The following is a 20,864-nucleotide window of genomic DNA, read 5'->3' as shown; positions in this document are numbered from 1 at the left end:
CCCTGGCAAAATGATGATTGAACGTCCTTCGATGCTGTGTGCAGGTCAGTTCAACAACGCGACCCAGTATTGCGACAGCCCTTGCTCGAGAATCAGCAGCGTCTGGATGCAGACGAAGCTTTCGTCGGTGGTTGCCGAAGTCGCGTTGAGCGGGCCGAATCCACCGTCCTGCTTCTGATGGGCAGCGATCCAGTCTTTCGATTCCTGCAGATAAACCGGTTGCGCATCGAGCAGATACATCGCTGCGATGGCCATGTAAGTGCCCACCAGGCTGACTGCTTTGCCGGGCCGGTAATGGAACGAGCCGTTGGCCAGTTGCAGCTTTTGCAGCCAGGCGACGGTTTGTTCGGCATCGACGATGCGGCGGTTGAGAATGAACAGCGTCGACACCACGCGGTACACCGAAAACGCGTCCGGCGGATACCCTGGCTTGTTGGCGAAACCACCGTCGGCCGAACGGCAGCGCAGAGCAAAAGCCATCACGCCCTGCTCGTCCGGCGCCTTGGCTTCAAGCGCATGCAGCGACAGCACCGCCAGGTTGGTGTGCCAAATATCGGAGCCGAAACCCGGTACATCGCCGAACCCGCCATCGGAGTTCTGACACGCTTGCAGGTAACGCACGCAACCGCCGATATCGTTCGGCAACGCACCCAGCACTCGCAGCGACAACACCGCGCAGTAGGTGGCGAACACATCGCTCAGGTGCCCCGGCTGTTCGGCAAATCCGCCGTCGGTGTTTTGCGAAGCCCTGATGCAGTCGATCAGGCTGGCCTTGTTTTCGATTTGCAGGCCCAGAGCGTGTAAGTCCGAAATCACATGCAACCCGGAAAACACCTGCCAGGTCTTGTCGGCACGGAACCCCAGCGGGGCGGTTTCGGCGGTCAGCCCGTAAGGCGTTTCATTCGACGCCCGGGCCTTGGCCAGCCACGCCAGATACCGCTGCAGATCGACGTTGATGGTCGGCACGCCATTGGGGTGAATGCGCTGCACATCGCCACTGCCATCGATCACTTGCAGCTCACGGTTTACCAACGCTGCATCGTCATGATGAGTGAGGGCAGTGGCCGGCTCGATGGACTGCAAGGCGTGGGCGGCGGCGAGCTGGGTTTTCAGGCTTTTGAGGTGCAGCGGCAGGTAGGTCAGGTTGCCGATGCTGAAGATCCCCGGTTGACGCGGCGGCGCCCAGAACTGCCGAATGAACGGCACGGTCGGGTCATCCGGGGTCGACCAGAAATAGCCCTTGCCCATGAACAGACCGCCGTTGCTAGCGTCATGAAACTCCAGCAACGCTGTCGTCACCGAAGCCCGGTCCGCTTCGCTTGCGCCGGACGGCAAGGCCTGAATCGCCTGCAACAGCAACGCCACGTCGTAAGCCGTCTTGATCGGGAATGGCGACTCGTGATTTTTGTACGAGGTGTGCCAGTCGCAACGCACTTTGCCGTTGATCCCGACTCGGTCCCAATACCCGCCGTACGCCGGATCACGGAACAGTGCCAGGGTTTGCAACAGGAACGAACGAGCGAGATTCGACAACGCATTGTCGTCCCGTGCATCGGCCAACTGCGCCAGCACCAGGCTGACCTGAGCACGCACGCCGCAACGGGTCAGCGCCACATCGACACAGGATTGGCTGTCGCTGCCGGCGACCCGGCCGATCAGGTTTTCTGCATGAATCTGCAAGTGCCCGACCAACCCGAACCCCAACGGCTGATTGTCGATACGCGCCAGCAAGGCCGTGGCGCTGATGTCGAGATCGATCGAGGTCGCCAGTTCCAGCGGCGTCGACCAATCACTGCTGTACAGGCCGGCGACCGTGGAACGGGCATAGAGTGCTTCGACTTTTTCCAGCAGGCCGTGGATCGCGGCATTGTTCGCCGCGTCCTGCGGCACCCGGCGCTGATAGGCAATCAATGCCGCCAGCGCGTCCAGTTGCAGCGCCAGTGTCCGGCAGCGTCCGGAACCGTGTGGCGTCCAGTAGCGGTCGGCCAGTTCGTGGAAACCGCCATTCGACGCATCATGCAAACGCATCAGCCCGTCATGGGCAAAACGCAGTTCGACATCGTCGCCGTGCTCGGCCTGATAAAGCGTCGCGGCGACCTGATCCTGCAACTGCTTGTCGCTGGAAATCGCAACCTCGCCACTGGCATCGGTCACGGCGAAAAAACCGCCGTGATCGATGTCCTTGAGGCCTTGATCAAATAGAAACTGCGGATGCAGTGACATGGTGAATCCCTCTTCCTTGAGGTTAAGCGGCTTTGCTTTCGGTCAGCGACACAACGCTGCCCTGGCACAACTCGATGATGCACGTCGCGGCGCGGGCGGCACCTTCGCCATCCGGCGCAGCCACTTGCTGATGCGGTGCGTAATAGGTCGAAGCGTCAGTGTCTTTTTCCAGTTCGCCCTGGATCAGTTCGACGATCGCGTCGCGATCGTGGCCCAGATGCGTCGGGAAACCCAGCAGCTCGAGACGGCGCAGCGCCTCGAGTTCGTGGTACTCGGACTTGGACGGCAGCACGAACAGCGTCGGAATCTGCAGTGCGGCGATTTCCGTCACCGTGATCCAGCCTGGCGCCGAAATCAGCAGGCTGGCTTCGCGCAGCAGGCCCATCCAGTCCGGGTAATACGGCACGCAGACGACGCCGTCCTGAGCCTGGATATCCTGACGGCCCAGCAGCACCAGTTTCAGTTCCGGATTGCGCTCGCGCAGGATCTTGAAGCTGTCCAGATAGGCGGCGAGCAGCGCGTCCTTGTTCTGCGCAAACATCGTGGTGCCGCTGATCGAGGCGACAATGAACGGCGAGTCGCCCAGGTTCAGTTGCTCGCGCACGTTCAAACCGGTCTGCACATTGATGTCGCGGATCATCGGCCCGACGAAATGCGCCTTGCCGCTGACCAGCGCTTCGGCCACCGGTGTGCCCTGATCGAGGGAAGCCACATACGGTTTGTCGGTCAGCACCAGTTGGCTCTGATTGATCATCCAGTTGAACTGGCTGTGCAGCGCGGTGCGGGCCCGGGCCATTTCCAGCGCGTTGACCTCGAAACCGCCGTCGGCCAGATCATGGTCTTCGAGCTGGCACAGGGTGAAGTCGTAGCGCTCGGTGACGAACACCAGCGGCGTACCGCTGAAAATCGCGGCCAGGCAGGCGGCCATGTTGTAGTCGGACACCAGAGCGGTCGGCTTGTATTCGGCGATCAGGGCCAGGTAAGACAGAATCCGCTCGCCGGACAAAAACGTATTGGCGATATAACCGCCAATGTAATTATTCCAGTCGAGTTCTTTCGACAAGTTGCTCTTTTTCGAGTAATCGACCAAACGACCGGCAATATCCACTACTTCAACGCCGGACTTTTCGAACATCGGCGTGAAGGTCGGCTGCAGGGAAGCCAGTGCCACGGTCAATGGCATATCCGGCCGCTGTTTTTTAATCGCCTGAGCGATGGACAGCGCGCGCATGTTGTGACCGGAACCGGTTGGATTGGGGGCAAATAAAATCATTCTTGAATCTCCATTAGTTGAACAACGCCATGAACCACAGTGTTTTCCAATACATCCCTTATAACCACCGAGTACGGTTTGATAACGGCACCGTCACCAATATTCAGTGGACCTACCAAGATGGCGCCCTCGCCAATAACGCAACGACTTCCAATGCGCACCGGTGCCTCCTCCCAAGGCAGTGAGCGAAAAGAATGATCATGGGTGGAGGCCACGATCGTGACCCCTTCCGACAACTCGCTGAAGGCACCGACGGACACACCGCCGGCCGCCTCGATAACCACACCGGGAGCCAGTCGCACGCCGGTGCCCAATTCGATACCGCCCAGTTGCGACATGCCGCCCTGTCGGCTGCTGCGCCCGATCAGAATGCAGTCCCCGGCGATTTCCACCGACGCGCCGCCACGCAATTCGGCATCGATCAGGGCGTCGTCGCTGATGTCCCAGGTCAGGGTGTCGGGATTCAGCGACTTGAGCCGTGCGACCGACTGCGTGGAGCGATCGAGCATCGACGGCAAGCCCTGGCGCGCCCGCTCCCGGACTTTGGCCAGCACGGGTTCCGGGCTCGGCCGGCCGTCCTCGACCACGGTGCGCCGGGCAATGACCCGCGCCGGGCGACCGACGACGATTGCGTCCGGCGGCACATCCGCTGTCACCAACGCACCCGCTGCCACCACAGCCCCGGCACCGATGGAAACACCGGCAGCCACGGTGGCCTTGGCGCCCAGCCAGACGTTTTCGGCAATCCGAACCGGCGACTGCGCCGTCCCCAGGCACTGGGCACCGGTGGCGAACATGCTGGATTTGCCGACAGAGGCGTGCTGCAAATCGCATCTGAAACCAATGAAGCAGTCATTGCCGATCTGCACGTTTGTCAGGCGACTGCCGGCACGCACCCAGACGTGCCGGCCAAGCTCACTTGCGCTATCAACAGTCGTCGAAACTTCAATTACGTTTATGTCGTCCACAATAAAGCCTCATTCCATTGATGCCGGGCACATAACATTCCGATAGGCGTGCGCATCCCGCAGATATAAATCCGCCAGTGCACAAATAATTAATTAACTGTTCATTTAAGGCTTCAACTCAAAGCACGCGAAACATTGCGTCCGCGCCACTTATTAACTGTCCAGTTCATTCAACTGTCATTACTCATTAACAACAGATAGAAGTTCACACTTGAGCCAAAGGCCAAGTCAGTTGTCGATGATGAGAAAAAACCGATTCAAGTCTGTCCGTGACTCAGGTGAAGCTCCCTTGTGAGGAATAGTTCTTTAGTACGAATGTTATAGTACAGACGATTTTGTTTTGCAATAGGTGTCAGAATGGTTATCTCGTTTTAGTCTAAAAATTGATTGAACTTTTATGATGCACGCTTGTACTAAAACCGTCATATATGCACAGCGATGGTGCGCATTCAGGTATCGCGTAGATTGGCGCCAGCGCTTACAGGCATCTGGAGGTCGACCCCAGACATTCCGGCAGCCCCCGCGAACGTTACGGTGACGACTCCAACTCCCTTTGGCCTGGAGCCGTCATGCCCGCACCTATCACCGTTCTGCGCGACACCCATCCCCTGCCCGTACTTGACGCCTGCAAATGGGAAAAGCTCGAGGGCGACCCACACACCGTCAACCTCAACGCTTACACCAGCGAAGACGGCAGCAAGATCATGGGCACCTGGATCTGCACCCCGGGCAAGTGGCGGGTGGACTACGTGAAGTGGGAGTACTGCCATTTTCAGGAAGGCTACTGCGTGATCACCCCGGACGGCATGGAGCCGATCCACCTGCGTGCCGGCGACATCTTCGTGGTCGAGCCGGGCATGAAAGGTACCTGGGAAGTGGTCGAGACCGTGCGTAAATATTTCGTGTTCGCCTGAAACAAAAAAGCCGGGAAACCACCCGACGTGATTTCCCGGCAACACCTGCTGCATTGGATGTGCAGACCTGTGGCGAGCACAGGCCTGACGACAGTTACTGCGGCTTGCGATAGCTGTTGATGATCGCCGAAAAATCCTTGCCACCTTCTCCACGCTGACTCATCGCCTGATACAACTGCTGCGCTACCGCGCCCAGCACCACCGGCTGATGGGCCTGACGCGCCGCTTCGGTAGCCAGCCCCAGATCCTTGAGCATCAGCTCGGCGCCGAAGCCACCGGTGTAGCCGCGCGAGGCCGGTGCCGTTTCGACGATGCCCGGCCACGGGTTGTACATTTCCGAACTCCAGCAACGCCCGGTCGAGCTGTTGATGATCCCGGCAAGTACGCCAGTGTCGATCCCCAAAGCATCACCCAACGCCATCGCCTCACTGACGCCGACCATCGAAATGGCGAGCAACAGGTTGTTGCAGATTTTGGCGATCTGGCCGGTGCCGACCTCACCGCAATGCACGATGTTGCGGCCCATTTGTGCAAGCACCGGTTGCAGAGTGGCGAACAGTTCCGGGGTGGCGCCGACCATGAAGGTCAGCGTGCCGGCCGTTGCCCCGCCGGTGCCGCCGGACACCGGGGCATCGGCCATGGCCACGCCCTGTTTGGCAGCCGCCGCCGCCACATCGCGCGCCGTCTGCGGATCGATCGTGCTGCAATCCACCGCCGGCACGCCTTTGCCGATCCCGGCGAGCACGCCGTCCTCACCGAGCCAGACGCTGCGTACATGCACCGCAGCCGGGAGCATGGTGATCACCAGTTCTGCATCTGCAGCAGCTTCGCGAGCCGAGGCGCGAATGGTGCCGCCCAGTTGCTCGAGTTCCGCCAGTACGGTTGGGTTCAGGTCCACCAGATTCAGCGAATGTCCGGCCTTGATCAGGTTGCGCGCCATCGGCGCGCCCATGTTGCCCAGACCGATAAATGCGATTTTCATGGCCATTCCTCAGCGCAGGTTGATGGTGGTGTTCACGCCGTCGTTGACGCTGTCGTCATCGAACCAGCGCGCCGTGACCGTTTTGGTCTGGGTGTAGAACTGCACCACTTGCTTGCCGTACGGGCCGAGGTCGCCGAGTTTCGAACCGCGTGAGCCGGTGAAGCTGAAGAACGGCACCGGCACCGGAATCGGGATGTTGATACCGACCTGGCCGACGTCGATTTCAGTCTGGAATTTGCGTGCCGCCGCACCGCTCTGGGTGAACAGGCCCGTGCCGTTGCCGAACGGGTTGGCGTTGACCAGCGCGATGGCCTGATCGAGAGTGTCGACTTCCAGCACCACCAGCACCGGGCCGAAGATTTCCTGGGTGTAGATCTGCATGTCGGTGGTGACCCCGGAGAACAGGGTCGGGCCGACGAAGTTGCCGCTCTCGTAGCCCGGCACACTGATGTCGCGACCGTCCAGCTCGAGTTTCGCGCCTTCCTTGATGCCGCTTTCGATCAGATCGAGAATCCGCGCCTTGGCTTTTTTCGAAATGACCGGGCCGACATCGGTGCCCGGCTCGTTGCCGGCGTTGACCTTGAGTTTCTGCGCCAGCGCTTTCAGATCCGGCAACCACTGTTTGGCCGCGCCCACCAGCACCACCACCGAAGTGGCCATGCAACGCTGACCGGCCGCACCGAAACCGGCACCGACCAGCGCATTGAGCGCTTGCTCGCGATTGGCATCCGGCAACACCACCGCATGGTTTTTCGCGCCCATCATCGATTGCACGCGTTTGCCGTGTTTACCGGCCAGGTCATAAACGTGAGTGCCGACAGCGGTCGAACCGACGAACGAAACCGCTTTGATGTCCTTGTGGGTGCACAGGCCATCGACCACGTCCTTGCCACCATGGACGACGTTCAGAACACCGGCCGGAATGCCCGCTTCAATCGCCAGCTCCACCAGCAGCATGGTCGACAGCGGATCCTGTTCGGAGGGCTTGAGCACGAAGGTGTTGCCGCAGGCGATGGCCATCGGGAACATCCACAGCGGAATCATTGCCGGGAAGTTGAACGGAGTGATGCCGGCGCAGACGCCGATAGGCTGGCGCAGGGTGTAGGTATCGACGCCGCCGGCGACGTTCTCGGCGAACTCGCCCATCTGCAGGCTGCCGATGGAGCAGGCGTGCTCGACCACTTCCAGACCACGGAAAATATCGCCCTCGGCATCGGCAATGGTCTTGCCCTGCTCGGCGCTCAGCACCACGGCGATGCGTTTGGAATGTTCGCGGATCAGCGCTTGCAGCTTGAGCATGATGCGCATGCGTGCGCCGATCGGGGTCAGCTTCCAGGTCTGGAAGGCGCGCTGGGCGGCGCTGACAGCGGCGTCGACTTCAGCGGCAGTGGCGAACGGAACCTTGGCCAGAACCTGTTGGGTCGCCGGGTTGACGATGTCGTGCCACTCGGTGGTCTGCGACTCGACCCACTCGCCGTCGATCAGCAGCTTGACCTTCTGGATCGTGGTTTCGTTGGGCGTAAGCGATGCGTTCATGCTGGTCTCCAGAACTTGTTTTTATCTTAGGAGCCAAGGCGAAAGGTTCGCCTTGAGATGAGGCGTGTGTCACGAATTGGTTGTCGGACTGTTTTTGGAGTATAGATGTGCAAACTTCTAATAAGAACGCACATATAAGCCCGTCCATCATGCAAAAAAACATCACCTCTCTCGGCTCGCTGAACTGGGACGACCTCAAGTTTTTCCTCGAAGTCGCCCGTACCCGCAAGGCCAGCACGGCGGCCAAACGCCTGGCGGTGGACTACACCACCGTGTCTCGGCGGATCAGTTCGCTGGAAGCGGCGCTCGGCACGTTGCTGTTCGAAAAGTCGCGCACCAGCGGTTTCGTGCTGACTGCCGAAGGCCAGCGCCTGCTGAGTTATGCCGAGTCGATCGAAAGCACATTGCACATGGCCTGCGAGCAGGTGTCAGGCTCTGGCGTCGCGCTGTCCGGGCATGTGCGCATGGGCTGCACCGAAGGATTCGGCAGCTTCTTCATCACCCCGCAGTTGAGCCATTTCGTCGACGCGTACCCGGCGATCTCGGTGGACATCCTGCCGCTGCCGCACTTCATCAGCCTGTCCAAACGCGAGGCCGACATCGTCATCGCCCTCGAACGCCCGGAACACGGTCCGTACGTGTGCTGCAAACTCTGCGACTACCGCTTGCAGCTCTACGCGACTCAGCAATACCTGGACAAGCACCCGCCGATCCGCCGCCCCGCCGACCTGGGCAAGCATCAATTCATCAGTTACGTGGATGACCTGGCGTTCAGCTCGGAGCTGCTGTATCTGGCGAACGTGTTGCCCGGCGCCAGCGCCAATTTGCGCAGCACCAGCGTGATCGCACAGTTCGTGGCGGCGCAGCAGGGGCGCTCATTGGCGATTCTGCCGTGCTTCCTCGCGGCCCAGGACCCGCGCCTGTTGCCGGTGTTGCCGGAGGAAATCGACATCACCCGGCAGTTCTGGATGTACTGCCGGGAGGATCTGCGCAAGCTTAAGCGGATCACCCTGTTGTGGGATTACATCCGTGAGGTGACCGAGCGCAATCAGGGTCTGTTGATGGGAGAGACCCGCGAAATGCAGTTCGCCGATTAATCGGCGCTGACCACGATCGACACCCGGCGGTTTTCGGTGCGGCCGGCGGCGGTGTCGTTGGAGGCGACCGGTTCGCGGCTGCCGAGGCCTTGCAACTGGATGTTCTCTTCTTTCATGCCGACCGAGGTCAGCACTTTGCCGACGCTTTTCGCACGACGCAGTGACAGCTGCTGGTTGTAGGTTTCCTTGCCCGAGGCGTCGGTGTGGCCATCCACGCGTACCCGTTCGATGCCGACACCCACCAGCGCTTGGCCGATACGCTCGACGATTTCGGTACTTTGCTGGTTCAGGCTTTCGACATCGCTGCCAAACAACACTTTGCCCGACAGACCGAACTCCCAGCCGTCATCGGTCAACTCGAAGCCTTGCTGCTTGAGGACCGCGACCTGAGCCGGCGTCAGGCCTTTTTGTGGTGCGGTCTGGCAACCGGTCAGGGTCAGCATGGCTGTCAGCAACAGAGTGGAAAACAGGCGAATGGAAAGTGAGAACACGGCATCAGCTCCTGGTTTGAACGGGATCGACCGGGTGCTCCGACCCAGCCGTGAATTGGGCGCCGCGCGACAAACGCTTGGCTTGATACATCGCAGCATCCGCCGCATCGAGCAAGGTGCCGGGCGTGGCACCATGATCGGGGTAAACCGCGATGCCGATACTGAGCGAAGTCACGACACTGCCGTCGCCCGGAAGCGCAATCGGGATGTCCATGCTGGCGAGGATCTTGTCGGCAATGCGCTCGGCGTCTTCGGTCTTGTGCAAGGGCGTCAGCAGAACGGCGAACTCATCCCCACCCAGACGTGCCACCAGATCTTCTTCACGCAACTGCGCCCGCACCCGACTCGCCACCGCCATCAGCACGGCATCGCCAGCGGCATGACCGAAGTTGTCGTTGATGTCCTTGAAGCGATCGCTGTCGAGAAACAGCACCGCCACTTGCTCATTCGACTTGTGGGCATTGCGCAGGGCCCGGATCAGGCGGCCTTCGAAAAAGGCCCGGTTCGGCAATCCGGTGAGGCTGTCATGACTGGCCTGATGGGCGAGGGTTTCGTTTTCGCTTTGCAAGTGGGTTTGCCAGGATTCGAGTTCATCGAGCAGGGCATTGAAGTCGGTGCCGAGGTTGTCCAGCTCGGCAATCTTCGCCCGCGGCACCCGTCGATCCAGTGCCCGTTCGCTGCGAGCCGCATGCGCCACGGCCGCCAGGCTGTGCAACGGGCCGATGATCCTGCGCAACTGACGTTGCGCCAGGTAAAGCGCGACCCAGGCACTGATTGCCATGCAAAGAATGATGCCCGCCAGACCGCTCAACAGAAACCGCATCAGGCTGCCGCCATGGCCGATCAGCAAGATACGGCCGATTTCGTGATCCTGATGCTGGATCGGCAGGTTGATGGGTTTTTCCAGAATGACTCGCGCGATCTTCATCTCCAGTTCGGAAAACAGGCCGTTCTCCGGGCGCTGCCAACGCGCGAGCAACTGACCCTGAGTGTCCAGCACCTGGACATCCGCCACTTCTTCGGTCGAGGCGATCAACGCCAGCGCTTCGGTCGCGGCGGCCTTGTCGTTGAACACCACGGCGGCCTCCACGGTGTAACTGATCGAGCGGGCGATCAGGTGCAGGTTGTGATCGGCATAGACTCGCAGCGCCAGCACCCCAAGCAGCGTCAGCGACACACTGGCCATTGCCACGGCGACCAGCGCCACAATCAGGTTGCCACGGCCGATGACCGAGCCCAGGGTCGGACGCCCAGTGGATTTGTCGCCTCTCATGGCACCGCCGGTTTGCGGCGCGACAACTGCAGCACGCTGGGATGAATGCGCACACCGCTGCGGGCAACGGAGTCGAGATTGACCTCGAACGACACTTGTTCATCACCGACCCGCAGGCAGAACAAGCTGCCAACCGTGCACTGATCGCCGCCTTCACTGATGCTCAGCACCGGATGGCCGATCAGGGATGCGAACAACCGGCTGCGTTCGTCTGTGGTGAGTTTGCCGATATAGACCGCGTCGCACTCGCTGACGATGGCCGGATTATCGGCCAACAGTCGGCGCACGATAACCGGACGACCGGTGGACTGGGTCGTGCCCTTGACCAGATCGTCGGTGTACTCGGTCGGACCAACGATGCACAGACGCAACTGCGCCGGCTCGACCGGCCAGCGCGCGTAACTGAGGATACCGAGAACCACCTGAGTAACGGATTTGGCGCGTTGTTCAGCCATACCCGCTGAGGCTTGAGTCTGGGCAGCGGCCACACCCGTGAGCAAACAGAGTACAACGGCAAGCAATGCCTGCTTGCAGACAACTACGCGCTCTGTCGCCCAGACAGCCACCTTCATGCGGGGATTCTCTTGGATCGTTACGAAATGATGCCGCAACGATAGCACAGCGTTGGAACACCAGCGATACAGCGACCTCTGACTGGTCGGTCAATAATCGGCGGTCATCCAGGCAACTTCATCCTCAAGGCGCCCCTGCTTCTTCGAGTTCCAGCATCAGTCCGCTCAAGCGCTTCACCTTGCGTTGTACTGCCTCTTCAAATACGCCACTGCGGGGTTCGATCAAAGTGAACCAGTCCTTGGCCCGGGTAATTCCGGTGTAGATCAGTTCCTTGGTTAACACGGGGTTCAGGGCGTCCGGCAGGATCAGCGCGGTATGGGCAAACTCCGAGCCCTGTGACTTGTGCACAGTCATCGCGTACACGGTTTCGACATCATTGAGCCGGCTCGGCAACACGAATCGCACCCCACCACGCCCGTCGTTACGCGGGAACGCCACGCGCAACACTGACTTACCGGCATCCGGGCCATCGCGCTCGGGCAATTTCAGGGCGATACCGATATCGCCATTCATCAGTCCCAGACCGTAGTCGTTTCGGGTCATCAGCACTGGCCGGCCTTCGTACCATTGCTGGTCGCTCTCGATCAGCCGCGCCTTGAGCAATGCTTCGGTGATGCGCTGATTCAGCCCCTCCACACCCCACGGCCCCTTGCGTACTGCACACAACAACTGGAAGGTATCGAAGGCCCGCAAGACGTCACGCGCCCAATCGACCCAACCCGGATGCTCGAGCGGCGTTCCGTTTGCCGGGCGTCGATCGCGCAAGACGCTCAAATAATGTCGATACCCGTTGGGACCTTCGCCATGTCCCTCGAGCACAAGATGCTCCAGTTTCCGGTCGTGCTCGTTCTGAAGTGGCAACGAAAACACATCGCCATGAGTTTTGGCATTCAGCAGCTGACGAGCCTCGTCCGGTAGTTGCTGATTCACTCGGCGAGCCAGTTGACCGATGCCGCTGCCCTCACCGAAACGCCGCGAATGACGCAGCATCACCACTTGCTGGGCCAGCGGGTGCGAGCCGTCACTGCCTTCGTGCAAACCGCTGTCCTGCAGGGATTCGCCGCTCACCGCTTCCAGCCACTGGCGGGTCTGTGGACTGTACCAACCGGCTTCGGCATCACGGCACAAATCTCCCAGCACCGCGCCGGCTTCCACCGAGGCCAACTGATCCTTGTCGCCCAGCAACACCAACCGGGCATGAGGCGGTAAGGCATCGAGCAAGTTGGCCATCATTTCCAGGTCGATCATGGACGCTTCATCGACCACCAGTACGTCCAGAGGCAGACGGTTACCGGCATGATGACGAAAGTGGCGAGTTCCAGGACGACTGCCGAGCAAGCGGTGCACCGTTGTCACTTCGGTCGGAATTTTTTCCCGCACGCCTTCAGCGACCTTCAGCGATTGCACCTGCTGACTGATGGACTCGGTCAACCGCGCCGCCGCTTTCCCGGTAGGCGCCGCGAGCCTGATGCGCAATGGTTGATGCGCCTCGACCGCAGGTGCCTGGAGCAACGCCAGCAGACGGACCACCGTTGTTGTTTTGCCAGTGCCGGGGCCTCCCGTGATGATGCTGAAGGCACTTCGGGTGGCCAGGGCGCAGGCGAGTTTCTGCCAGTCAATGACATCCACACGCTGCGCTGGATCAAACAGCGCCTCCAGCCGCCGTGCAAGGTCGGGCGGTGTCGCTTCCTGCTCTGCGAGGCGCTGACGCAGTGCGCTGTCGATACGCCGCTCGTAGGCCCAATAGCGCCGCAAGTACAAGCGCTTGCCGGACAACACCAGCGGACGCTCCTGCGCCGACGTACCGTCGTCGGCGGCCAGCGCCACCAGCGAACTGCCGGCCAGCACCTTGCACCAGTGAGCCCCGTCGAGGGTTTCGAGTATCTGCGATGGCAGCAGCAACACGCCGGGTTGTGTATCCCCCTCTGGAGGCAGGGACAGGGCGAAATCCGGCGCCTTAAGGGTTTCGAACAGGTCCAGGCAAACATGGCCGTGCCCGAGCTGGTGACTGGTCAAGGCGGCGGCGAGCAACACCAGCGGATCGACATCGGGTGCCAATTCATGAAGAAAGGCCACGAACGCCTTGTCCAGTGCCCGCAGCCAACCGCGCTCGACCCAGCGGGTGAGCAACAGCAGCAGATCATCGGCACAGGTGAGAGGTGTCAGCTGAGCCAGGCTGCCGGCGGTCAGCGGCGTAGGCAGCAGGTCGGCGATTGTCCGATTCATAGCAGTTCTCCCTGTTCCCACACAGGCTCGGCCCTGGATTGCGGTTTGCCCTGGAACATGAGGTCCAGACGCTCGATCAACTCCCGTGGTGGGCGTGCGAAGTAAACCCCACCACCAGGCGCCCGTGTTCCACGCAGGAACAGATACAACGCGCCGCCGATATGCCGGTCGTAGTCGTAATCGACGAGCCGCGCCTTGAGCTGACGATGCAAGGCCAACAGGTACAGCACGTATTGCAGGTCGTAACGATTGTCGAGAATCGACTGCTCCATGGCCCGCTCGGTATACGCAGCGTCATCGACACCCAGCCAGTTGGATTTGTAATCGGCGACGTAGTAGCGCCCCTCGTGCTCGAACGTCAGGTCGATAAAACCTTTGAACATGCCATTGAGTTGCACCGCTTCGGCGCCAACCCGGGCAACACCGTTGTGGGTAAATTGACGTACCTGTTCATCGAGCTTGAGCACGTCGACTTTGTGGCTGGCGAACCAGAACTCCATCTCGACCCGATACTGCTTCAATTGCTCAAGAACCACCGGCGGTTGATCATGCCCTGCAGGCAGCGGCAGTCTGAGCAAATGTTGCAACCAGTCGCAGAGGGTGGTGATCCAGCCTTCCCAGCCACGTCGATTGCAACGTCGGGCAATCGCATCATTCAACGACTCGCGCGTGACCGCGAAACCCTCCTCACCTGCCCACTCCAGCAAACCGTGAAGAAACGTTCCCGGATTCGGTCCACGAGGGAAGCGGTGAATGTCTGCCCCGCCGGCGATGATCTCGCGTGGTGCTTCAGGATCCAGGCGTTCGTCATCGAACAGTTTTTGCGCTTGCGGACTGTCGGGAGCTTCGTCATTGCCGACGCTCAGCACGTCACTGATACGCAAGGCACTGTACGACGCGATCCACCAGTTCTCGCTGGCCCTGCGGCTCGGCAATAACGTGGCGCGTAGCTTGGCCTCGTTACGCGGGGGCTTGTAAACCTCGTTGGTAGCCTCTGGCATTTCAACAACGCTCAGCGCCGAACAATCCTGTTGCAGATCGTCCAGCCAGCGAGCCAATCCGCTGGACTCATTCAAACTCGTGCCGCCACCCAACAGATAGCCCAGCGCAGAAAGGTGCAGAACCGAACTGCTGTGGTTGCCGCGCTTGAGATCCGTGACCCCGAGCCAGCATGCATGCTGTGCGCGGGTCAGCGCGACGTAGAGCAAGCGCAGATCCTCTGCCAGGCGTTCGTTGTCCGCCAAGGCGATCAGTTCCGCGTCGGGCTTCAGGCTGATGCGAGCCTTGCCGGATTCATCGTGGTAGTGCAGCGGCAATCGACTGCCATCCAGCGGTTTCGCCGAGCAGATAAAAGGCAGGAACACCAACGGGTACTCAAGCCCCTTTGACTTGTGAATGGTCACGACCTTGACCAGTTGCTCGTCGCTTTCAAGACGCAGGATCTGCTCTTCACCTGCCTGACCGGACAGCGCCAGATGCTCGGCCAGGTGGCGGATCAGTGCCTGCTCACCATCGAGCTCCGACGCGGCCTGTTGCAACAACTCCGACAGGTGCAACAGGTTGGTCAGCACCCGCTCACCATCACTGCGGGCGATGAGCATCTGCGGTAGTTGAAAGTCATGCAGCAGGCGCCGCAACATCGGCAGCACCCCTTGCTTGCGCCAGAGCTCACGATAACCACGGAACTGCATTACCCGGTTTTCCCAAACCAGTTCGTCCTGATTCAGACGCTCCAGCTCAGCCAGTGGCAGATTCAGTGTGATGCACGCCAACGCCGCTTTGAGGGAGCGTTCAACATCCGGCTCGGCGCACGCCTTGAGCCACGAAAGCAGATCATGGGCTTCCTGAGCGGCAAAAACCGAGTCCTTGTCCGACAGATAAACGCTGCGGACTCCGCGCGCTGCGAGCTCACCGCGTATCGACTGCGCCTCTTTACCATCGCGCACCAGGATCGCAATGTCCGCTGGCCGCAGCCCACGCCAATCCTTGCCCTCCTGCGCAAACCCGGCGCGACCGGTTTGCCCGCCATTAAGCAGGGTCGTGATCTCACTGGCGCAGGCCGCCGCCAACTGCTGTCGGTAAACCGCGCCAGACAGTGGCTTGTCGGTAGATAGATGCCAGATATTCAGCGCCGATACGTCCTGCCCGGATACCTGCAAACGTTCTTTACGCCCCTGCGCCTCCACAGGCAGGAACGGCACCGGGTTATCGCCGTTTCTCTCTCGAAACAAAAACGCCCCGCGCCCTTGCTCACGGGACTCTGCACGCTCGAACACATGGTTGACCGCACTGACCATCCCGTGACTGGAACGGAAGTTGGTGCCCAGGGTATGCAGGCGCCCGGTTGTGGCCTGCCGGGCTCGCAGATAGGTGTAGATGTCCGCGCCACGGAAGGCATAGATCGCCTGCTTCGGATCCCCGATCAGAAACAAACCGGTCTCGGGGTTATCCTCTTCAATGCGATAGATGCTTTCGAAGATCCGGTATTGCACCGGGTCCGTGTCCTGGAACTCATCGATCAGAGCGACCGGGAACTGCTCGCGAATGAGCGTGGCCAGACGTTCCCCACCGTCAGATTGCAAAGCCGCATCCAGCCGCAACAGCATGTCGTCAAAACCCATTTCGGCCCGACGGCGTTTCTCGTCTTCAAAACGGGCACCGACCCATTTGGCAGCATGCTGCAGCACGGCCGCATCGGGCGTCGGCAAATTGTCGAGACTCGACTTGAGCGCGGGCATGGCATTCAGGCCCGGATGACTCGGCGGCTCGCCTTTCCAGGCTTCCGCCATACCATCCGGCGTGAGCCGGGCGAACCCGGTGCCGATATCCAGTTGTTCGAGCGTCTCGTCCTCAGCCCAGGCCTTGAGCTTTTCGAACCATGGTTCGAAATAGCGAGCCTGCATCTTGCGTCCGTCCACGGTTTTATTGGCGACGCCCTGATGGCAGATGGCGAGCAGCTCATCGGACCACTGCCGCCATGGCCTCTTCAACTCCACCAATGCCGCACGGCGTTCATGCAGGCATTCTTCGATCAGTTCGGACGGCGTCTTGTCTGAGTCCCCTTCGCGCTCAGTGCCAAACAGCCCTCGCACACGCGGCAACAGGGCTGCCGGCCCTCCCCAGTGACTGCGGACCCAGCTCAACGCATCGCCCTGCATCGGATAGCAGAACAGCCGCCAGTAATCTCGCAGCACTTCACCAAGCAGGTCGCTGTGATCGGTTTCCAGGGTCTGGGTAAACAGACTGCCGCTGTCGAATGCATGCTCGCGCAGCATTCGCTGACACCAACTGTGGATCGTCGAGACGGCGGCTTCGTCCATCCATTGCGCGGCGATATCCAAACGGTTCGCGCAACCCGGCCATTGTTGCGGATCGAACTGTGCACGCAATTCATCGATCAACGCATCCGGGGGCGGTGTCTCGTCACGGAAGAAACGCGCGGCCTCGGCCAGACGCGTGCGAATGCGCTCACGCAACTCTTTGGTGGCCGCGTCGGTGAAAGTCACCACGAGAACCTGCGGGGGCAACAGCTCACGACCGAAACCACTTGCCTCGCCTCCGTGGCCGAGTATCAACCGCAGATACAGCGCTGAAATGGTAAACGTCTTGCCAGTGCCCGCACTGGCTTCGATCAGTTGGCTGCCCCTTAACGGAAATGCCAGCGCTAGCGGCTGTTGATTGCTCATGCGCCTGCCTCCTCGGGTGTCCACGAGCGCCACGGCGCCTCAAGCAACGGGCGATACAGCGCATCACACCAACCGGAGAAGGTTTCATCCGCCTGCAGTGCATCGTAGTCGGGGAACTGTCGGGCCAGGGCCGGGCTTTCGCGACGTTCACCTTCGCTGGTCTGACCATCCCCCTCATAGGCTTTACGGGCAGCCGCTTCAGCCTTGACCGCATCGGTCTGAGCCAGCCATGCAAAAGCCGTTTTCACCGCGACCGGTAGTGGCTGGCGCATGCCCGTCTGCCAGGCGAGCAGCAGATCCTCAAGAATTCGCCCCGCTCGGGCTCGTTCCAGAGGTTCAAGAAGGAGGGTGTCATCACTGGCCACCAGTGCGGTCGTCAGGGAAAGCCCACTGGCACACGCGACTAGGTGGCTGACCCATGACTTGGTCATGCGATGCCATTTGCGGCTCTTGATCGAGCCTATGCTGTTGGGAATCGTCGTAACCGAGAGTACGCCGCCATCGGCGCGCCGGTGCAAACCGCCCAGCCATCCTTCGAGGCGCAGTTCCTGCCATTCAAAATTGATCGGTAGCGCGTTGGTCAGTGGCGTCGGCCATAACGCCAACAGCTGTTGATATCGTTGCAACAAGTCTGGCAAAGGTTCGATCAGTTCTCGCTGAAGACATTCACCAAATCCCGCCATAGGCAACAGTCCGCTGTTCTGCAGGCGCCGGGCTTGAGACTCGAGTGCCTGACCAACATTGTCCGGGCATCTCAAGGCTGCCTCGAGCAAGCTGTCGCTGAGCATGTATCGCTGCAATGCATCCAGTACAAAGGGCTCCTCGTCAGCCTGAGGTATCTGCACTGCTTCGAAGTAAACCTTGAGTCGCTGAGTGAAAAAGTGTCGAACCGGACTACGCAGAAAGTCCTGCAGCATCTCCAGACTCAGCGGCTCCTCCTGGACATGTGGAGCAAGCATGGTTGCGACGTCATTCCGTTCGTCAGGTTGATGCAGCACCTGCCACTCGCTGGCGTAGCTGAAGAGTTTGTCTTCCTCATGGAAATAGCGCGAACTGAATGGCTGCAAGGGATGCTCCTGAGTCATGGCAATCAGGAGATCTTCGTTTTCGTCGACCGATCGCCATCCATTGGCGAGATGATCGCGCAACTGGCCGATCAACACAGAGGCTGGCCGGTCACTGTTGTCGCGAATGCTGCGGCCCACCCAACTGATGTAGAGCTGATGGCGGGCGGACAAGAGCGCCTCTAGCAGAAGATAACGATCATCCTCACGACGGGAACGATCTCCCGGCCGGTAATCGCTGCCCATGAGATCGAAGTCCAGCGGCGGTTGAGCGCGAGGATAATCGCCATCGTTCATGCCTAACAGACAAACCAGTCTGAACGGAATCGCGCGCATTGGCATCAGCGTGCAAAAATTCACGGCTCCGGCCAGGAAGCGTTGAGACAGACGCCCCTGATCCAGCCCCGCCAGCCAGGCCTCACGGACGACAGTCAGTGGCAGCTCGTCCAGCAGACCGACTGCCTCGCAGGTTTCCAGCCAGGTTTCGCGCAACTCTTCGAGTTGAGCCAACAGGTAGTCGTCATGCTCATCTTCAGGCTTGAAAAACAGTTGCATCAACGCCTGAAGCCGATGTCCCCATTCCTGTGGTTGGGCGGGTTTCATCAGTTGCTGATGCGAAAGCTCCAGTGCATCCAGCAACGCTACCAATGGCCCAATCAACGCGGCATCGAGACCACCGATTTCATCGAAGGGTTCGATATTCCCATAGGAGCCGGAACTGCCGACCGCATAACCGAGCAACATTCGACGCAGGCCGAAGCGCCAACTGTTTTGCTCCAGTTCGTCGGGTAATCCCAGCTCGGCCCGTTGCCCGGCATCAATGCCCCAACGCACACCGGCACCTTCGATCCAGCGGTGCAGAGTCGACAAGTCTCGCTCCTGCACGCCAAACCTTGCGCGTAACGCAGGAACATCTAGCAAATCGAGGATTTCACTAACCGGGAAACGACTTTCCGGCAGCTTGAGCAGGTGTTCGACAGCGATCAGTAATGGATCCCGTCCGCGCTGGCCCTGATCGGCCATGGTGAAGGGAATGAAGCGTGGATCATGACGATCAAGCTGCCCAAATACGGCGCGGATATGCGGCGCATAACTATCGATATCAGGCACCATCACGATCACATCGCGAGGGCGTAATTGAGGGTCCGCACTGAAGCGGGCAAGAAGCTGATCGTGAAGAATCTCCACTTCGCGCTGGGCGCTGTGGGCAACGTGAAAGCGGATCGAATCGTCCTGAGTCAGATCGACTGCCGGCCAGAGCGCTCGAGTTTCGCTTAGCGGCCGCAGCTCCAGAATGTCGTCCTGTAACTGATTAAGCATGTTCTCCGGCTGGGTTTCGCTGAACAGATCGATACGTCCGTTGCGAAATGCTGCGCGATAGCTATCCGGTTCGTCGTAACTGTCGAGCAGATTTATGTAATCACGACCTTGCTTGCCCCATGCTGCGAGAAGCGGATGAGCATGTTGGTGGAGTGATTCCGAATCCAGCACCAAGGGCATGCCGCTTTTTCGGGACTGCCGCTTGTACTGATGCCGCAAGAGATCCTTGTCGGCAACGATATCGGCCCAGTGATAACGACAGGGATTATGTACGCACAGTAGAACCTGGCTGAAACGGGAAAGCCCTGCCAATGCTTCCAGCACCTGGGCGGGCAACGAGGAAATTCCAAAGACGATCACTCGCTGAGGAAGTCCGGTCGGTGCGCTTTCAAGACTGTTGATGCGTTCCATGAATCGCTGGTGCACGCCCGCCCGACTTTGGGCCATGCCTTGCTCGCCCACATCGTCCAGCAGGGAGCGCCACAACTCTGCCTGCCAGCAACTTGTGGGAGGAAGCGGTTTCGCTTCACCTCTCACATTGCGGAGCTGATGATGCCCCTCCGCCCAATCCTCAAGCCAATCAGCACGGTAGACCTGATATTGGTCGAAGAGGTCAGCCAGGCGTTCGGACAACTGGTAACGCTTGCGCAAATCGGTGTCATGGGTGAGGAAGCGTTGTAGCGGCTCGAAGTGCGGTTTGGTGATCACCTGTGGCAGCAGGCGCATCAAACGCCAGGTCAACGGTGCCTTGTCGAGTAGCGATTTTGCCGGAATTTCCTCTCGTCCCAGCACCATCCGGTAAAGCTGCCACATGAAACTGCCCGGCAGTTGCACATCAATTGCGGCGGCGATACCACAGCCGCCTAAGTCGTCTGCTCCAGGATCTTCAGCCAGGGCCAGCTTGAGCCATTGAGCGATGCCGTTGCTCTGCACGAGCGCAATTTCATTCTCCAAGGGTGCCAGTGGATAGCGCCGCATGATGCTGATCACAAGGCTGCGTAATTCATCCAGGCTGTTGCTCTGAACGACCATGAATGCAGCATTGAGGGACTGGGTGTCCGGCATGAAGGCTTCCTTGGAAAAGTACAAAAGCTAGGGCTGAACCTTAGCATTGTCGGCAGGCGAGGACAGCCGCAAGGCGGCTGAGAATGCTGTAAGAACTTTCCTGCGGACAAAACAAAACCCCAACTGCTTTCGCAATTGGGGTTTCGGAATTTAATCTTGACGATGACCTACTC

13 protein-coding genes are annotated in these 20,864 nt (G+C 59.9%); 2 read left to right on the top strand and 11 right to left on the bottom strand.

Going from position 1 to position 20,864, the window contains the following annotated elements; translation table 11 throughout:
* Positions 1 to 45: 45 nt before the first annotated feature.
* From ACKJSM_RS27110 to ACKJSM_RS27100, 3 genes are read right to left on the bottom strand one after another with little or no spacing between them, the layout of a single operon-like run.
* On the bottom strand, positions 46 to 2,223 hold the full coding sequence (locus tag ACKJSM_RS27110) for a prenyltransferase/squalene oxidase repeat-containing protein (RefSeq protein WP_410239377.1): 2,178 nt from the start codon (positions 2,221 to 2,223) through the stop codon (positions 46 to 48).
* A gap of 22 nt (positions 2,224 to 2,245) precedes the next feature.
* A complete protein-coding gene (locus ACKJSM_RS27105; RefSeq protein ID WP_410239376.1) occupies positions 2,246 to 3,496 on the bottom strand; it encodes a hypothetical protein in 1,251 nt (416 codons plus the stop codon).
* Entirely contained in the window at positions 3,493 to 4,392 is a 900-nt protein-coding gene (locus ACKJSM_RS27100; RefSeq protein ID WP_410239375.1) for an acyltransferase, read from the bottom strand. Before ACKJSM_RS27100 ends, ACKJSM_RS27105 begins: the two co-directional genes overlap by 4 nt.
* Positions 4,393 to 5,033: 641 nt before the next feature.
* On the opposite strand from ACKJSM_RS27100, the gene ACKJSM_RS27095 reads away from it, so the two are divergent.
* Positions 5,034 to 5,378 (top strand): cupin domain-containing protein, encoded by a 345-nt coding sequence (locus tag ACKJSM_RS27095; RefSeq protein WP_007953863.1) that lies wholly within the window; start codon positions 5,034 to 5,036, stop codon positions 5,376 to 5,378.
* 94 nt (positions 5,379 to 5,472) lie between these two features.
* Here ACKJSM_RS27095 and mmsB read toward each other — a convergent pair whose 3' ends face one another.
* Together mmsB and ACKJSM_RS27085 are read right to left on the bottom strand one after the other, a co-directional pair.
* Positions 5,473 to 6,360, bottom strand: a complete 888-nt coding sequence (gene mmsB / locus ACKJSM_RS27090; RefSeq protein ID WP_339486051.1) for a 3-hydroxyisobutyrate dehydrogenase — start codon at positions 6,358 to 6,360, stop codon at positions 5,473 to 5,475.
* 9 nt (positions 6,361 to 6,369) lie between these two features.
* A complete protein-coding gene (locus ACKJSM_RS27085; protein WP_339486053.1) occupies positions 6,370 to 7,896 on the bottom strand; it encodes a CoA-acylating methylmalonate-semialdehyde dehydrogenase in 1,527 nt (508 codons plus the stop codon).
* Between the two features lie 149 nt (positions 7,897 to 8,045).
* On the opposite strand from ACKJSM_RS27085, the gene ACKJSM_RS27080 reads away from it, so the two are divergent.
* Entirely contained in the window at positions 8,046 to 8,993 is a 948-nt protein-coding gene (locus ACKJSM_RS27080; protein ID WP_236182761.1) for a LysR family transcriptional regulator, read from the top strand.
* Here the strand turns inward: ACKJSM_RS27080 and ACKJSM_RS27075 are convergent.
* The 6 genes from ACKJSM_RS27075 to recC form a co-directional block, all read right to left on the bottom strand.
* Positions 8,990 to 9,436, bottom strand: coding sequence for an OmpA family protein (locus ACKJSM_RS27075; RefSeq protein ID WP_410239392.1), 447 nt, complete (start codon positions 9,434 to 9,436; stop codon positions 8,990 to 8,992). The two genes, ACKJSM_RS27080 and ACKJSM_RS27075, sit on opposite strands and share 4 nt — an antisense overlap.
* A gap of 52 nt (positions 9,437 to 9,488) precedes the next feature.
* Positions 9,489 to 10,757 (bottom strand): diguanylate cyclase domain-containing protein, encoded by a 1,269-nt coding sequence (locus ACKJSM_RS27070; RefSeq protein ID WP_410239374.1) that lies wholly within the window; start codon positions 10,755 to 10,757, stop codon positions 9,489 to 9,491.
* Positions 10,754 to 11,329, bottom strand: coding sequence for a YfiR family protein (locus tag ACKJSM_RS27065; protein WP_236182764.1), 576 nt, complete (start codon positions 11,327 to 11,329; stop codon positions 10,754 to 10,756). The genes ACKJSM_RS27070 and ACKJSM_RS27065 overlap by 4 nt, the downstream gene beginning before the upstream one ends.
* Before the next feature lie 124 nt (positions 11,330 to 11,453).
* Complete coding sequence (gene recD / locus ACKJSM_RS27060; RefSeq protein ID WP_410239373.1) at positions 11,454 to 13,556, bottom strand: exodeoxyribonuclease V subunit alpha; 2,103 nt, start codon at positions 13,554 to 13,556, stop codon at positions 11,454 to 11,456.
* Positions 13,553 to 17,242: an exodeoxyribonuclease V subunit beta gene (gene recB, locus ACKJSM_RS27055; RefSeq protein ID WP_410239372.1), complete on the bottom strand. Its 3,690-nt coding sequence runs from the start codon at positions 17,240 to 17,242 to the stop codon at positions 13,553 to 13,555. Before recB ends, recD begins: the two co-directional genes overlap by 4 nt.
* Positions 17,239 to 20,691 carry an exodeoxyribonuclease V subunit gamma gene (gene recC / locus ACKJSM_RS27050; RefSeq protein ID WP_410239371.1) on the bottom strand — a complete coding sequence of 1,151 codons (3,453 nt, stop codon included), beginning with the start codon at positions 20,689 to 20,691 and terminating at the stop codon, positions 17,239 to 17,241. The genes recB and recC overlap by 4 nt, the downstream gene beginning before the upstream one ends.
* Positions 20,692 to 20,864 lie beyond the last annotated feature (173 nt).

Source organism: Pseudomonas sp. PHC1 (genome assembly GCF_046487845.1).
Taxonomy (GTDB): Bacteria; Pseudomonadota; Gammaproteobacteria; order Pseudomonadales; family Pseudomonadaceae; genus Aquipseudomonas; species Aquipseudomonas sputi.
Note: the sequence above shows the minus strand (reverse complement) of the source record. Positions and strands in the feature narration are given on the sequence as shown.

What these genes read in the sequence shown, in the direction of transcription:
- ACKJSM_RS27085 (WP_339486053.1), bottom strand. Translation starts at nt 7,896, where the DNA reads ATGAACGCATCGCTTACGCCCAACGAAACCACGATCCAGAAGGTCAAG.
- recC (WP_410239371.1), bottom strand. Translation starts at nt 20,691, where the DNA reads ATGCCGGACACCCAGTCCCTCAATGCTGCATTCATGGTCGTTCAGAGC.
- ACKJSM_RS27080 (WP_236182761.1), top strand. Translation starts at nt 8,046, where the DNA reads ATGCAAAAAAACATCACCTCTCTCGGCTCGCTGAACTGGGACGACCTC.
- ACKJSM_RS27065 (WP_236182764.1), bottom strand. Translation starts at nt 11,329, where the DNA reads ATGAAGGTGGCTGTCTGGGCGACAGAGCGCGTAGTTGTCTGCAAGCAG.
- recD (WP_410239373.1), bottom strand. Translation starts at nt 13,556, where the DNA reads ATGAATCGGACAATCGCCGACCTGCTGCCTACGCCGCTGACCGCCGGC.
- mmsB (WP_339486051.1), bottom strand. Translation starts at nt 6,360, where the DNA reads ATGAAAATCGCATTTATCGGTCTGGGCAACATGGGCGCGCCGATGGCG.
- ACKJSM_RS27075 (WP_410239392.1), bottom strand. Translation starts at nt 9,436, where the DNA reads ATGCTGACCCTGACCGGTTGCCAGACCGCACCACAAAAAGGCCTGACG.
- ACKJSM_RS27095 (WP_007953863.1), top strand. Translation starts at nt 5,034, where the DNA reads ATGCCCGCACCTATCACCGTTCTGCGCGACACCCATCCCCTGCCCGTA.
- ACKJSM_RS27105 (WP_410239376.1), bottom strand. Translation starts at nt 3,496, where the DNA reads ATGATTTTATTTGCCCCCAATCCAACCGGTTCCGGTCACAACATGCGC.
- ACKJSM_RS27110 (WP_410239377.1), bottom strand. Translation starts at nt 2,223, where the DNA reads ATGTCACTGCATCCGCAGTTTCTATTTGATCAAGGCCTCAAGGACATC.
- ACKJSM_RS27070 (WP_410239374.1), bottom strand. Translation starts at nt 10,757, where the DNA reads ATGAGAGGCGACAAATCCACTGGGCGTCCGACCCTGGGCTCGGTCATC.
- recB (WP_410239372.1), bottom strand. Translation starts at nt 17,242, where the DNA reads ATGAGCAATCAACAGCCGCTAGCGCTGGCATTTCCGTTAAGGGGCAGC.